Source organism: Micromonospora sp. NPDC048040 (assembly GCF_055587185.1).
The window spans coordinates 413,141-426,532 of record NZ_JBVJGT010000001.1; the positions used below are offsets into that span (position 1 = coordinate 413,141).

Annotated in this window: 14 protein-coding genes and 1 pseudogene; 9 read left to right on the forward strand and 6 right to left on the reverse strand. The window is 75.6% G+C overall.

Features of this window, described 5'->3' with window-relative positions; translation table 11 throughout:
• Positions 1 to 4 precede the first annotated feature (4 nt).
• Complete coding sequence (locus ACZ6O2_RS01850; RefSeq protein ID WP_350711038.1) at positions 5 to 577, reverse strand: DUF3000 domain-containing protein; 573 nt, start codon at positions 575 to 577, stop codon at positions 5 to 7.
• A 197-nt stretch (positions 578 to 774) separates the two neighbouring features.
• Here ACZ6O2_RS01850 and hemE point away from each other — a divergent pair, with 197 nt between their 5' ends.
• From hemE to hemQ, 3 genes are read left to right on the forward strand one after another with little or no spacing between them, the layout of a single operon-like run.
• Entirely contained in the window at positions 775 to 1,872 is a 1,098-nt protein-coding gene (gene hemE, locus ACZ6O2_RS01855; protein ID WP_466021657.1) for a uroporphyrinogen decarboxylase, read from the forward strand.
• A gap of 5 nt (positions 1,873 to 1,877) precedes the next feature.
• Positions 1,878 to 3,287, forward strand: a complete 1,410-nt coding sequence (gene hemG / locus ACZ6O2_RS01860; protein ID WP_466021658.1) for a protoporphyrinogen oxidase — start codon at positions 1,878 to 1,880, stop codon at positions 3,285 to 3,287.
• Positions 3,284 to 3,985, forward strand: a complete 702-nt coding sequence (hemQ, locus tag ACZ6O2_RS01865) for a hydrogen peroxide-dependent heme synthase (RefSeq protein WP_350711044.1) — start codon at positions 3,284 to 3,286, stop codon at positions 3,983 to 3,985. The genes hemG and hemQ overlap by 4 nt, the downstream gene beginning before the upstream one ends.
• Positions 3,986 to 4,143: 158 nt before the next feature.
• On the opposite strand, the gene ACZ6O2_RS01870 is transcribed toward hemQ, so the two are convergent.
• Positions 4,144 to 4,611, reverse strand: coding sequence for a GNAT family N-acetyltransferase (locus ACZ6O2_RS01870; RefSeq protein ID WP_466021659.1), 468 nt, complete (start codon positions 4,609 to 4,611; stop codon positions 4,144 to 4,146).
• A 19-nt stretch (positions 4,612 to 4,630) separates the two neighbouring features.
• Positions 4,631 to 5,131: a MarR family winged helix-turn-helix transcriptional regulator gene (locus ACZ6O2_RS01875; RefSeq protein ID WP_466021660.1), complete on the reverse strand. Its 501-nt coding sequence runs from the start codon at positions 5,129 to 5,131 to the stop codon at positions 4,631 to 4,633.
• 89 nt (positions 5,132 to 5,220) lie between these two features.
• On the opposite strand from ACZ6O2_RS01875, the gene ACZ6O2_RS01880 reads away from it, so the two are divergent.
• On the forward strand, positions 5,221 to 6,123 hold the full coding sequence (locus ACZ6O2_RS01880; RefSeq protein WP_466021661.1) for an EamA family transporter: 903 nt from the start codon (positions 5,221 to 5,223) through the stop codon (positions 6,121 to 6,123).
• Positions 6,124 to 6,130: 7 nt separating this feature from the next.
• On the opposite strand, the gene ACZ6O2_RS01885 is transcribed toward ACZ6O2_RS01880, so the two are convergent.
• On the reverse strand, positions 6,131 to 6,391 hold the full coding sequence (locus ACZ6O2_RS01885) for a Prokaryotic metallothionein (RefSeq protein WP_466021662.1): 261 nt from the start codon (positions 6,389 to 6,391) through the stop codon (positions 6,131 to 6,133).
• Between the two features lie 127 nt (positions 6,392 to 6,518).
• Between ACZ6O2_RS01885 and ACZ6O2_RS01890 the strand changes: the two are divergent.
• The 3 genes and pseudogenes from ACZ6O2_RS01890 to ACZ6O2_RS01900 all read left to right on the forward strand — a co-directional run.
• A pseudogene (locus tag ACZ6O2_RS01890) lies at positions 6,519 to 6,662 on the forward strand (early set domain-containing protein); the annotation flags it as partial.
• A gap of 117 nt (positions 6,663 to 6,779) precedes the next feature.
• Positions 6,780 to 7,526, forward strand: coding sequence for a lytic polysaccharide monooxygenase (locus tag ACZ6O2_RS01895; RefSeq protein ID WP_357453882.1), 747 nt, complete (start codon positions 6,780 to 6,782; stop codon positions 7,524 to 7,526).
• Positions 7,527 to 7,592: 66 nt separating this feature from the next.
• Entirely contained in the window at positions 7,593 to 8,156 is a 564-nt protein-coding gene (locus ACZ6O2_RS01900; RefSeq protein WP_466021663.1) for a DUF305 domain-containing protein, read from the forward strand.
• Between the two features lie 55 nt (positions 8,157 to 8,211).
• Here ACZ6O2_RS01900 and msrB read toward each other — a convergent pair whose 3' ends face one another.
• A complete protein-coding gene (gene msrB, locus ACZ6O2_RS01905) occupies positions 8,212 to 8,625 on the reverse strand; it encodes a peptide-methionine (R)-S-oxide reductase MsrB (RefSeq protein WP_350711057.1) in 414 nt (137 codons plus the stop codon).
• 47 nt (positions 8,626 to 8,672) lie between these two features.
• On the opposite strand from msrB, the gene ligD reads away from it, so the two are divergent.
• Positions 8,673 to 9,698: a non-homologous end-joining DNA ligase gene (gene ligD / locus ACZ6O2_RS01910; protein ID WP_466021664.1), complete on the forward strand. Its 1,026-nt coding sequence runs from the start codon at positions 8,673 to 8,675 to the stop codon at positions 9,696 to 9,698.
• A gap of 75 nt (positions 9,699 to 9,773) precedes the next feature.
• Here ligD and ACZ6O2_RS01915 read toward each other — a convergent pair whose 3' ends face one another.
• Entirely contained in the window at positions 9,774 to 10,037 is a 264-nt protein-coding gene (locus ACZ6O2_RS01915; RefSeq protein ID WP_466021665.1) for a hypothetical protein, read from the reverse strand.
• 160 nt (positions 10,038 to 10,197) lie between these two features.
• On the opposite strand from ACZ6O2_RS01915, the gene ACZ6O2_RS01920 reads away from it, so the two are divergent.
• Positions 10,198 to 13,392 (forward strand): FtsX-like permease family protein, encoded by a 3,195-nt coding sequence (locus ACZ6O2_RS01920; protein WP_466021666.1) that lies wholly within the window; start codon positions 10,198 to 10,200, stop codon positions 13,390 to 13,392.

Sequence of the window (13,392 nt, forward strand, 5' to 3'; positions counted from 1 at the left end):
GGGGTCAGGCCGCGCCGGCGGGGCGACGCTCCGGCAGCGCGGTCACCCCGGGCGGGGGCAGCCCGGCGGTCGAGGCCAGCAGTGCGCACCAGGCGAGCAGGTGCGGGGCGAGGTCGTCGTCGACCGGTGTCCAGGAGGCGCGGATCTCGATGTCGCCGGCCGCGGGCGGCCCGGCCAGGTCGCCGAACCGGGTCGACATGGTCTGGGTGATCGTGCCGCCGATCGCGGTGTGACCGGCGTCCTGCGCGTCCAGGGCGTCGGTCAGCCACGTCCAGCCCACTCCGGGCAGCAGCGGGTCGGCGGCCAGGTCGACCTCCAGCTCCGCCGTCACGTAGGTGACCAGCCGCAGGTCGCCCCGCCACGCCTCGTGCCCGGCCGGGTCGTGCAGCAGGATCAGTCGCCCGGAGGCCACCTCGTCGTCGTCGCGCACGACGGTGGCGGAGAGCGCGAAGGCGTACGGGGCGAGGCGCTGCGGCGCGCCGATCTCCTCCAGCACGATCTCCGACCGGGGTGCCGCGGACCGCAGCCCGGCGACCGCGCGGGCGAAGGTCTCCGGGAGCGCGATCGGGGGGGCCATGCCGGCAGCCTATGCCCGGCGACCCGTCGCCGCCGGAAACGGCACGCCGGGAGCCGGCCCTCCCGCGGCCCGTGTGCGGTGGCCCTGAGGGCCGGGGAAGCCCCGCTGGAGGCGCCTTCGTCCCGGCGGGCTGACGGGGGTCACAAAAGGCGGCGCTGCCCGCTGCCGCGAGCATGCCGCGTGGCACGATGGCCGCGATGACCACCACCACGACGGGCGACGACGCCCGAGACGAAGACCTCCGCTCCGGCGGACCGGCCGACTCGCCCTTCGTCCGGGCCTGCCGGCGTCGGCCCGTCCCGCACACCCCGGTCTGGTTCATGCGGCAGGCCGGCCGGTCGCTGCCGGAGTACCGCGAGATCCGGGCCAACGTGGCGATGCTGGAGTCCTGCCGCCGCCCCGAGCTGGTAACCGAGATCACCCTCCAGCCGGTACGCCGGCACGGGGTGGACGCCGCGATCCTGTTCAGCGACATCGTCGTGCCGGTCGCCGCCGCCGGGGTGGACCTGGACATCGTGCCCGGCACCGGCCCCGTGGTGGCCGAGCCGGTGCGCACCCTGCCCGACGTGGAACGGATCCGGCCGATCACCCGCGACGACGTGTCCTACGTGGACGAGGCGGTCCGGCTGCTCGTCGCCGAGCTGGGCGACACCCCGCTGATCGGCTTCGCCGGCGCGCCGTTCACCCTGGCCAGCTACCTGGTCGAGGGCGGCCCGTCGCGCACCCACGCGAAGACCAAGGCCCTCATGTACGGCCAGCCGGAGCTGTGGCACGCGCTCTGCCGCCGGCTGGCCGAGGTGACGCTGGAGTTCCTGCGGGTCCAGGTGGCCGCCGGGGTCTCCGCGGTGCAGCTCTTCGACTCGTGGGCCGGCGCGCTGTCCGAGGCCGACTACCGCCGCTTCGTGCTGCCGCACTCCGCCGAGGTGCTCGCGGGGCTGGCCGACGCGGGCGTGCCCCGGATCCACTTCGGGGTGGGCACCGGCGAGCTGCTCGGCGCGATGGGCGAGGCCGGCGCCGACGTGGTCGGCGTCGACTGGCGTACGCCGCTGGACGTGGCGACCCGCCGGATCGGCCCGGACAAGGCCGTGCAGGGCAACCTCGACCCGTGCGTGCTGCTCGCGCCGTGGCCGGTCGTCGAGGGCGAGGTGCGGCGGATCCTGGAGCAGGGCCGGGCCGCGCCCGGGCACGTGTTCAACCTGGGGCACGGCGTGCTGCCGGAGACCGACCCCGACGTGCTGACCCGGGTGGTGGCCCTGGTGCACGAGCTGTCCGCCGAGCCGGCGGGCAGGGGCTGAGCGGCATGCGGGCGCCGTGGCGGGTGGCGGTGGTCGGCGGCGGGATCGCCGGGCTGGCCGCCGCGGTCCGGTTGCGCGACCGCGCCCCCGCCGACACCGAGATCACCGTGTACGAGCAGTCGGGCGCGCTCGGCGGCAAGCTGCGCACCGGCGAGCTGGCCGGCTCGGCGGTGGAGTTCGGGGCGGAGTCGTTCCTGATGCGCGACCCGGCCGGGGGCGAGTCCGCCGCCGTGGCCCTGGTCCGCCGGCTCGGCCTGGGCGAACGCATCGTGCACCCCACCGTCGGGCAGGCCGCGCTGGTGGTCGACGGCGCGCTGCGCCCGATCCCGGGCGGCACGCTGGTGGGCGTACCGGGGGATCTGGAGCGGGTGACCACGGTCGCGCGCCCGGCGGCGGACGCCGACACCGACGCCGGCCGGCCGTTGCTCGGCGCGGACGACGACGTCTCGGTCGGCGCGCTGGTCCGGGCCCGGTTCGGCGACGAGGTGGTCGACCGGCTGGTCGACCCGATGCTCGGCGGCGTCTACGCCGGCCGGGCCGACGACCTGTCCCTGGCGACCACCATGCCGGCGCTGGCCCGGGCCGCCCGGGTGGAGCACACCCTGGTGGGGGCGGTGCGCGCCGCGCAGGCCGCCGCTCCCCGGTCGCCGGGTACGCCGGTCTTCGGCACCCTGGCCGGTGGGCTCAGCACGCTGGTCCGGGCCGCGGCGGCGGCGAGCGGGGCGACGATCCGGCGGGACGCGGCCGTGCGCGAGCTGACCCCGACCGGGGCCGGGTGGCGGCTGACCGTCGGCCCGACCCGCGCCCCGGAGCTGGTCGACGTCGACGCCGTGGTGCTGGCCGTGCCGGCCCGGCCGGCGGCGCGGCTGCTCGGCGGTCCGGCGCCAGCGGCGGCCGAGCGTGTCGGCGAACTGGACTACGCCAGCGTCGCGCTGGTCACCCTCGCGCTGCCCGAGCCGGAGCTGCCCGAGCTGTCCGGCTTCCTGGTGCCCGGCACCGAGGGGCTGCTGATCAAGGCGTCGACCTTCTTCACCACGAAGTGGGGGCACCTGCGCCGGGCGGACGGGCTGGCGCTGGTCCGCGCCTCCGTCGGCCGGTACGGCGAGGAGCGGCAGGTGCAGCGCACCGACGAGGACCTGGTCGCCACCGTGCACCGGGAACTGTCGGCGGTGCTCGGTGTGCCGCTGCCCACCCCGGTCGCCGGGCACGTGCAGCGCTGGGGCGGGTCGCTGCCGCAGTACACCCCGGGTCACGCCGACCGGGTGGCCGCCGCGCGGGCGGTCCTGCGGGCGCACCACCCGACGCTCGTCCTGGCCGGCGCCGGGTACGACGGCGTCGGTATCCCGGTCTGCGTCCGCTCCGGCGAGACGGCGGCCGAAGAGATCATCACAGCACTGGGAGGATCGGGGACATGACCGAGCAGACCAACGCGGCCCGGCTGCGGGAGCTCAACGCCAGCATCCGCTACACCATGTGGTCGGTGTACCGGGCCAGCAGCCCACTTCCGTCGCTGCGTGAGAACGTCACCGGCGAGGTCGAGACCCTCTTCGAGGAACTGGCCGGCAAGGACGTGGTCGTCCGCGGCACGTACGACGTCTCGGGCCTGCGCGCCGACGCGGACCTGCTGATCTGGTGGCACGCCGCCTCCAGCGACGACCTCCAGGACGCGTACCTGCGGTTCCGTCGCACCACCCTGGGGCGGGCGCTCACCCCGGTCTGGTCCCAGATGGCGCTGCACCGGCCGGCGGAGTTCAACAAGAGCCACATCCCGGCGTTCCTGGCCGGCGAGGAGGCGCGCCCGTACCTGTGCGTCTACCCGTTCGTCCGCTCCTACGAGTGGTACCTGCTGCCGGACGCCGAGCGGCGCGAGCTGCTCGCGGAGCACGGCAAGATGGCCCGCGGCTACCCCGACGTGCGGGCCAACACGGTCGCCTCGTTCGCGCTCGGCGACTACGAGTGGATGCTGGCGTTCGAGGCCGACGAGCTGCACCGGATCGTCGACCTGATGCGCGACCTGCGGGGCTCCGGCGCCCGCCGGCACGTCCGGGAGGAGATCCCGTTCTACACCGGCCGCCGCCGCTCGGTCGCCGACATCGTCAACGGCCTCGTCTGACGTAGGCCCGAGACCGGCCCGCACCGCGCTGTCGAGCTGCCCCGTCCGGTGGGGCGGCGGCCCTTCCGGCGCCGGTCTCACCGGTGGGGCAGCTCGACAGTGCCCGGAGGAGGGCTGGCCCGCCGGGCGGCCCGGCGCTCCGCTCTGCCCGGAGGCAGTCATGTCTGTTGGCGTTGGGCGATGCCTTCCCGGAGCATCGGGGTGTGCGGGATGCCGTCCTCGACGTAGTCGGGGCCGCTGACGGCGAAGCCGTGCCGGGCGTAGAAGTCGACCAGGTGGGACTGAGCCTCCAGCACGCACGGGCGGTCGCCGACCACCTCCAGCGCCGCCGCCATCAGCCGACCGGCGTGCCCGCCGCCGCGCGCCCGCGGCGTGACCACCACCCGCCCGATCCGCGCCACGCCGCCCGGGTCGGCGAGGATCCGCAGGTACGCCGTCGGCGCGCCGCCGTCGTCGAGCCACAGGTGCCGGGTGCCGGGCTCGACGTCCCGCCCGTCGAGTTCCGGGTACGGGCATGCCTGCTCGACCACGAACACGTCGATCCGGAGCCGGAGCAGGTCGTGGAAGGTGCGGGCGTCCAGGTCGGCGAACGAGGCGACCCGGACCGGAAGGTTCTGCGGCGGCATGCGGCGATGGTAGATCGACTCAGGGGCTGCGCGTGTCGCCGAGTGACTCCAGCAGGGTCCGCAGGGTGTCCGCGAGGGTGTCGCGCTGCGCCGGGGTGAGCGCGGCGAGCAGCCGGTTCTCGGTGGCGACGTGGTCGGGCAGGACCCGGTCGATGAGCGCCAGTCCCTCGTCGGTGAGGCCGACCTGCACCGCGCGGCCGTCGGTGTCGCTGCGGGTGCGGGTCACCAGGTTGCGTGCCTCGAGCCGGTCGAGCCGCTGGGTGACGGCGCCGGAGGTGACCATCGACGAGTGCATCAGCTGGGTCGGGGTCAGCCGGTGGGGCGGGTCGCTGCGGCGCAGCGTGGCGAGCACGTCGAAGGACGCGGAGTCGAGGCCGTGCGCGCTGAACGTGCGGTGCAGTTCCGCCCCGGTGAGCCGGTAGAGCCGGGACAGGCGACCGAACACCCCCATCGGGGAGGCGTCCAGATCCGGTCGTTGGGCGGCCCATTGCGCCAGCACCCGGTCGACGTGATCGGCCATCCGATCACCCTAGCAGCGGTGCCTTAGCGGTGAGGTAGTTCACGGCGGACACCTCGGGACTTACCTTAGCGCTGAGCTAAATTATCTCAGTGCTAAAGAACCGAACGCTCGTCCTCGGCGTGACCGCGCTGGCCCCGGCGATCTGGGGCACCACCTATCTCGTCACCACCGAGCTGCTGCCCCCGCAGCGCCCGCTGCTGGCCGCGGTGGTGCGTGCCCTGCCCGCCGGTCTCCTCCTGGTCGCGGTCACCCGGCAACTGCCCAGGGGCGCGTGGTGGTGGCGGGCGGCGGTGCTCGGCGCCCTGAACATCGGCTTCTTCTTCGCGCTGTTGTTCGTCGCCGCGTACCGGCTTCCGGGCGGGGTCGCCGCGACCGTCGGCGCGGTGCAGCCGCTCCTGGTCGCCGCGCTCTCCGCCGGCGTGCTCGGCGACCGGCTGACCCCGCGTACCATCCTCGCCGGCGCGGCGGGGGTGGCCGGGGTCGGGCTGCTGGTGCTGCGGGCGGACGCCCGCCTCGACGGCGTCGGCGTCGCCGCCGCGCTCGGCGGCGCGGTGGTGATGGCCGGCGGCGTGGTGCTCAGCAAGCGGTGGTCGTCGCCCGCGCCGCTGCTGGCCACCACGGGTTGGCAGCTCGCCGCCGGCGGCCTGCTGCTCCTTCCGGTCGCCGTGCTGGTCGAGGGTCCCCCGCCGGCGGTGCTGACAGCCGGGAACCTGATCGGGTACGGCTACCTCACGCTCGTCGGCTCCGCCCTCGCGTACGCCCTCTGGTTCCGTGGCATCCGCGCCCTCACACCCACCACCGTCACCTTCCTCGGCCTGCTCAGCCCGCTGGTGGCGACGGCGTTGGGCTGGCTCGTGCTCGCCCAGGAACTCACCCCGGCGCAGCTGTCGGGCGGGCTGGTCGTCCTCGCCGCCATCGTCGTGCAGTCCCGGGCGTCCCGCCCGGCCCGATCGCCGCGCCGCATCACCCCGTCGACGGCGGCCCCCCGGTGAACCCGCGTCAGGCGGGGCGGGCGCCCACCGCGTCGCGGATCTCGGCGCCCTGGGCGCCCTCCTCCGACCGGGCGCAGTGCGCGCAGCAGAAGAACCGGCCGGACACCTCCACCCCGTGCCCGACGATCTTTATCTGGCAGTGCTCGCAGATCGGTGCCATCTTGTGCACGGCGCACTCGAAGCAGTCGAAGGTGTGCACGTCGCCGCTGACGGTTCGCACCTCGAACGCCATCCAGTAGTCGTTACCGCAGACCTCGCAGATTGCCACGACATAACCCCCCGAAACAGGACACGTTTTCCCAAGCCTGCGGTACGCGCGCGGCTCTGGCGGTCGAAACGGTCGAGCCGGTCGGATTCGGCGGCGTGTCGCCCCCGGCGTGTCGGCCGTTGCGTTCCCGCGCCGCGACGGCACCCGTACGGTCACCGTGCGGCTCGGCCCTGGTGAGTACCGCTTCCGCTACCTCGCCAGCGGTGGCGTGTGGCTGGACGACGACTCCGCCGACCGGATCGACGAGCGGGGCGGCCTGCTGTTGCTCTGAGGGGCGGTGCGCTGAGGGTCGTCGATGTTTTTATCGACAGGAGTCTTTACTGTTAAGAAGGTTTAATTTATGTTGGGTGGCACCTCACCAGCCCGAAGTTCCGAAGGAGCTGCCACCATGCGCCGAAGAATCACCATCCCGCTCGTGGCGACGGGCGCCGTCGTCTCCACCCTGGCCGTCGCGGCGCCCGCCCAGGCCCACGGCTACGTGTCGGGGCCGCCGAGCCGCCAGGCGCTCTGCGCCCAGGGCCGGGTCCCGGACTGCGGGCAGATCAAGTACGAGCCGCAGAGCGTGGAGGGCCCGAAGGGGCTGCGCAGCTGCCACGCCGGGATCGCCCACTTCGCCGTCCTGAACGACGACAGCCGGGGCTGGCCCGCCACCGCGGTCGGCTCCTCGGTGACCTTCACCTGGACCAACACCGCCCGGCACGCCACCAGCAACTGGGAGTACTTCGTCGGTGGCACCCGGGTGGCGGTCTTCGACGGCGGTGGGCGGCAGCCCGGAGCCACCGTCTCGCACACCGTCAACCTGAGCGGCTGGCCCGGACGGCAGAAGGTGCTCGCCGTGTGGAACATCGCGGACACCGCCAACGCCTTCTACTCCTGCGTCGACCTCGAGGTCGGCGGGGGCGGCGGCCCGTCGCCCACGCCGAGCCCGACGCCGCCGGCCCCGTCGCCCACCCCGACCCCCACCGCCTCCCCGACCACCCCTCCCGCCCCGGGCGGCAGCTGGACGGCGGGCCGGGCGTACCAGGCCGGCGACCAGGTCACCTACGGCGGGCTGACGTACCGCTGCCGGCAGGCGCACACCGCGATCCCCGGCTGGGAACCGCCCTACGTGCCGGCGCTCTGGACCCAGGTCTGACCGTACGGGTGCGGCCCGCCCCCGGCGCCCGCCGCACCCGTCACCACCCCCGGATCGGAGTACGCCATGCGACGGCTGCGCACGGTCGCCCTGCTCGCCGCCCTGCTGCTGGCGTCCGGCTGCGGCGCGGGGACACCCCCGGCGCCCCCCGCGCCCGCGCCCGCCACGGCCACCGGGGGCGCGCTGAGCGGGCTGGACGTGGTCTTCCTGACCACCATGGCGGCGCACACCGAGCAGACGCTGGAGATGGTGCGGCTCGGCCGGGACCGGGTGACCGACCGGAAGCTGCGTACCCTGGTCGCCGCCATCGAGGTCACCGAGTCCGACGAGCTTGCCACGATGCGCGGCTGGCTGCGGGACGCCGGGCCCGCCGGGGCAGCCCAGCGGCACGACCACGACCACGGGACCGCCGCCGGGGACCTGGCCCGCCTGCGGGCCGCCCCGGACGGCGAGGTCGACCGCGTCCTGCTCGACGTGCTCGGCGCCCACCAGGGCGCGGCGGCCGACCTGGCCCGGGCGCACCTGGCGGTCGGTAGCGACCCGAGGGTGCGTGACCTCGCCGGACGCGTCGAGCGCTCGCGTACGGCCGAGGTCTCGCTCCTGGCCGGGCTGGCGGCGGCCCGGCGCTGACCCGGCGGCCCGTGGTCGGGGTCGCCCGGCCGCCCGACCCAGCGGCGCCCCCGCGTCAGGCGTCGGCGCGCGGCTCCAGTCGGATGGAGACCGAGTTGACGCAGTGCCGGGTGTCCCTGGGGGTGAAGCCCTCGCCCCGGAACACGTGACCGAGGTGGCTGTCGCACCGGGCACAGCGGATCTCGGTGCGGCTCATCCCCAGGCTGCGGTCCTCGATCTCCTTGACCGCGCCCGGGATGGCGTCGTCGAAGCTGGGCCACCCGCAGTGCGAGTCGAACTTCGTGTCGCTCGGAAAGAGCTCCGCGCCGCAGGCCCGGCAGCGGTAGATCCCCGGCGTCTTCGTGTCGACGTACTCGCCGGTCCACGGGCGCTCGGTGCCGGCCTCCCGCAGCACCCGGAACTCCTCGGGGCTGAGCCGGACCCGCCACTCTTCCTCGGTGCGGGGCAGTTCGCTCTCGTCAAGACTCACCCGCCAACGGTACGTCGGACGTCGGGGGTGTGGCATATGGTCGCGCAATGGGTGGCACGAAGGCCGCGGCCGAAGAGATCGAGGTGGCCGGGCACACCGTACGGCTGACCAGTCCGGAGCGGGTCATCTTCCCGCAGCGCGGCTTCACCAAGGCCGACGTCTTCCACTACTACCTCGCCGTGGGCGACGGCATCATGCGCGCGCTGCGCGGGCGTCCCACCACGTTGCAGCGCTTCCCCGAGGGCGTCGAGGGGGAGGCGTTCTTCCAGAAGCGGGTGCCCGCGCGGGGCGTGCCGCCGTGGGTGGAGACGGCCACCATCAGCTTCCCGAGCGGCCGCAGCGCCGCCGAGCTCTGCCCGGCCGACCTGGCCCACGTGGCGTGGGCCGCCCAGATGGGCACCATCGTGTTCCACCCGTGGCCGGTGCGCGCCGCCGACGTCGACCGCCCCGACGAGCTGCGCATCGACCTCGACCCGCAGCCGGGCACCGACTTCGCCGACGCGGTCGCCGCCGCCGGCGAGCTGCGCGGGCTCCTCGACGAGCTGGGCATCCCCGGCTGGCCGAAGACCTCGGGGGGTCGCGGCGTGCACGTCTACCTGCGGATCGCGCCACGTTGGACGTTCACCGAGGTGCGCCGGGCCACCATAGCGCTCGCCCGCGAGCTGGAACGGCGCCGGCCGGAGCTGGTCACCACCGCCTGGTGGAAGGAGCAGCGGGGCACCCGCGTCTTCGTCGACTACAACCAGATGGCCCGGGACCGCACGATCGCCTGCGCGTACTCGCTGCGGGCCAACGCCCGGGCCACCGTCTCCACCCCGGTCACCTGGGACGAGCTGCCCGACGTCGACCCGGACGACTTCGACCTGCGCAGCGTCCCGGCCCGGCTGGCCGAACGCGGCGACCCGCACGCCGGCATCGACGACGCGGCGTGGGACATCACCCCGCTGCTGGAGTGGGCCGACCGGGACGCCGCCGCCGGCCAGGGCGACATGCCGTACCCGCCGGACCACCCCAAGATGCCCGGCGAGCCGAAGCGGGTGCAGCCCTCCAAGGACCGCGACCGCCCCCGCTGACCGGCCCGCGCCGGGCTCTCGTGCTGCCGCCCGGCGGCGTGGCCGTCACCGCCGGTCGGCGTACGCCTCCACGGCCTACTTGGCCGAGCGCAGGTCCGCGCCGGTCGCCTTCCGGTACGCGGCGATCGCCTTGATCTTGTCGCCCCGGGCCAGGTGTTCCCGGACCCCCGGCGGCACGGGCGCGGCGTCCACCACGCCCAGGTGGTCCATCACCAGCGTGAGCCGGCGCTCGATCTCGGCGAGCCGGTACGCGGTCCGCGCCTGCTCGGCCCTGCCGGGCACCTGGGCGGCGAGCAGCGCGACGACGGCGACCACGAGCACGGTGAGGACGATCTCCATCCGGCGATCGAAGCACGGCGCCGCCATCCCGTCCGCCCCGCGCCCCGACGATGGACCGCCGCCGATCTGGTAACGATCAAGTAACGGGCGCGAACCTTTCCCGGACCGTCGCCCCTCTCCCTGATCGTCGGCCCGACAGCGGGCCAGGGGAGGGCATCGGATGAAGCTGGTGTGGAGGCGGGCCCACGAGGCGCGCGGGCTGTTGCTCGCCGCGGTGGTCGCGGCCCTGGTGGCGGTCGCGTTGGTCACCGGCCTCTCCGACTACAACCGCCGGGCCGTCGAGGCCGGCCAGCGCGCCCTGCTCACCGGGGCGTCCTTCGAGGAGCGCAGCGTCCTGGTCAGCGGTGCGGCCGGCCGGGACGCGACCGAGTTCGCCACCCGGGACCGGGCGGTCCGCGACGGCTTCGCCGCCGGTCTCGGCGGTGCGCCGATCACCGTCGACGTCGCCCGCTACGGCGGTGGCCGCGAGCTGACCGGCGACCTCGGCCCGGTGGTCCGGGAGGACGACGACCCGGTCTTCGCCAGCCTCGCGACCCTCGACGACCTGCCCCGCCACGCGGAGCTGAGCAGCGGCGCGTGGCCCACCCCCGGGGCGTCCCCCATGCAGGTGACGTTGCCGGAGAAGGTCGCCGGCGCGCTCGGGATGGCCACCGGCGACCGGGTGCCGATGCTGGACCGCAGGTCCGAGAAGACCAGCGAGGTGGTGCTCGTCGGGACGTGGCGCCCGCGCGACGCGGCCGACCCGTACTGGCTGCTGGCCCCCGGGGTGGGCGCCGGCAGCGCGGCGGACTCCGGCACCTCGTACGGGCCCTTCGTGCTGGACCGGGCCGACTTCGTCGCGACCTACCCGGGCGCGGTGTCGGCGTCCTGGGTGGTCGAGCCGGACCTCGCGGCCGTGGCCCGCGCCGGCCGGCTGCTCGACGTGCGGGCGGCGCTGAGCGCCGCCGTCGCCGAGGTGCCCGAGGCGGCCGGGCTGGGCTCCTCGGCCCAGACCGTCACGGCGATCGACCGGCTGCTCGACCGCGTCGCCCGGGCCGACCTGGTCGGGCGCTCCTCGCTGGCCACCCCGCTGCTGCTGATCGTGGTCCTCGGCGGGTACGCGCTGGTGCTGGTCGCCGCACTGCTGCACGAGGACCGGCGGGGCCAGACCGCCCTGCTCCGGGCCCGCGGCGCCGCCCGGCGGCAACTGGCCGGCCTGGCGGCCCGGGAGGCGGCGCTGGTCGTCCTGCCCGCCGGCGTGCTGGGGCCCCTGATCGCCGGCGAGGCGCTGCGGCACGTGGGCACCGACGGTGCCGCCCCGCTGGCGCTCTCCTCGGGGAACACCACGCTGGTCTGGGCCGCCGCGGCCGCCACCGCCGCCGGCTGCCTGGTCGCGATGGTCGTCCCGACGCTGCGGGGGGCCGGCACGTACGTCGCCGACATGGCGGCCCGGTCCCGTCCCACCCGTGCCGCGACCGTCCAGCGGGCCAGCCTCGACCTGGTGCTGGTCGGCTTCGCGGTGCTGGCCTGGACGCAGCTGCGCCAGTACTCCTCGCCGGTCACCGGGGCCGGCGGGCGGCTCGGGGTCGACCCGCTGCTGGTCGCCGCGCCGACGCTGGGCGTGCTCGCCGGCGCGGTCGTGGCGCTGCGGCTGCTGCCGCCCGCGACCCGGTTCGCCGAGCGGTTCGTCGACCGCCGGCCGTGGACGGCGACGATGTTCGGCATGTGGCAGGCCGGCCGGCGCCCGCACGCCGGCCCGGTGCTGCTGCTCGCCCTCGCCGTCGGCGGCAGCACCCTGGCCTGGTCGCTGGTGACGACGGGGGAGCGGTCGCAGGGCGACCAGGCCGAGCACACCGTCGGCGCCGACCTGCGGGTCGTCGAGCGCACCGGCGCGGCGCCCGACGACCGGGCCGGTCAGTTCGGCGTGCTGCCCGGCGTCGACGGGTTGCTGCCCGCCTGGCGGGACGAGATTCGCCTCGGCCGCGACGACCTGCCGACGACGGTGGTGAGCCTGGACGCCGCGGGCGCGGCCGGCGTGCTGCGGCTCAACGAGCGACTGGCCGACGAGCCGGTGCCGGCGCTGCTGGACCGGCTGACCCGGGCGCGCGGCGCGCCGGCCGGCATGGACCTGCCCGCGGGCACCCGCTCCCTCACCGGCACCGTGCGTACGCCCGTGCGGGACGCCGTCACGCCGCACCAGATCGGTCTCTGGGTGCTGCTGACCCGGGCGGACGGGCTGGCCTTCCGGATTCCGGCGGGCAGCAGTGGCAGCGACGGCCGGCCGGTGCCGTTCACCGTCGCCGTCCCCGACGGGGCGGGCGCCGTGCGGCTGTCCGGCTTCGAGATCGACGGCGGGGACGCGCGCGGGCGGGCGTACCGCCTGGAGGTGTCGGACCTGCGGCTGGTCGGCGCGGACGGCGCGGCCCAGCCGGCGTCGCTGGCCGGCGGGTGGGTGGCCGCCGACGGCCAGGGGAAACCGGTCAGCGCGAACGTCACGGCCACCGGCCTGAGCGCCGAGCGGAAGATCGAGTACCTGGCGGGGGGCCGGTTCGCGTTCCAGCCGCCGAGCCGCTTCGCCCTGGTGCCGGCCGCCGAGAACCGGCCGGTACCCGCGCTGATGACCCCGGCGGTGCGCGACGCGCTGAGTCTGCGTACCGGTGACACGGTCAACCTCGTGCTGTCCGGCGCGACGCTGCCGGTCACGCTGGTGGGCGAACTGGACCAGGTGCCGTCCACGGCCGGCGCGGGCGTGCTGCTGGACCTGCCGGCGGCGACGGACTGGCTGATCCGGGACCGGGGCGCCGTCCGGCCGGTCGCGGAGTGGTGGCTGGGCACCGACGGCGACGGCCACGCCGAGGCGGCCCGCGGGGCGGCCGAACTGGCCGGCACCACGCTGCTCGACCGGCGGGAGGTGGCCGAGCGGGCCGCCGGCGACCCGTACTGGCAGGGGGCCCGCACCGGGCTGCTCGCCGCCGCGCTCGGCTCGGTGCTGCTGGCGCTGGTCGGCCTGGTCGTCGACGTCTGGGCGACCGCCCGGCACCGGCTGGGGGAGTTCGCCGTGCTGCACACGCTCGGCGCCAGCCCCCGGCTGCTGGCCCGGGCGCTGCTGGCCGAGCAGACCTTCCTGGCCGGCATCGGCGTCGGCGTCGGCCTGCTACTGGGCGCCGCGGTCGGCGCGACCATGGCCCCGCTGGTCATCCTCACGCCGTCCGCCGGTCGGCCGGTGCCGGAGGCCGCCTTCGTGGTGCCCTGGCTGCCCATCGGCCTGACCGCGCTCGGCCTGCTGCTGGCGGCACTCGCCTTCAGCGCGTTCATCGCCCTCGGCATCCGGCAGCGGGTGGCCGTGGCGCAGCTGCGGATCGGGGGAGACCGGTGA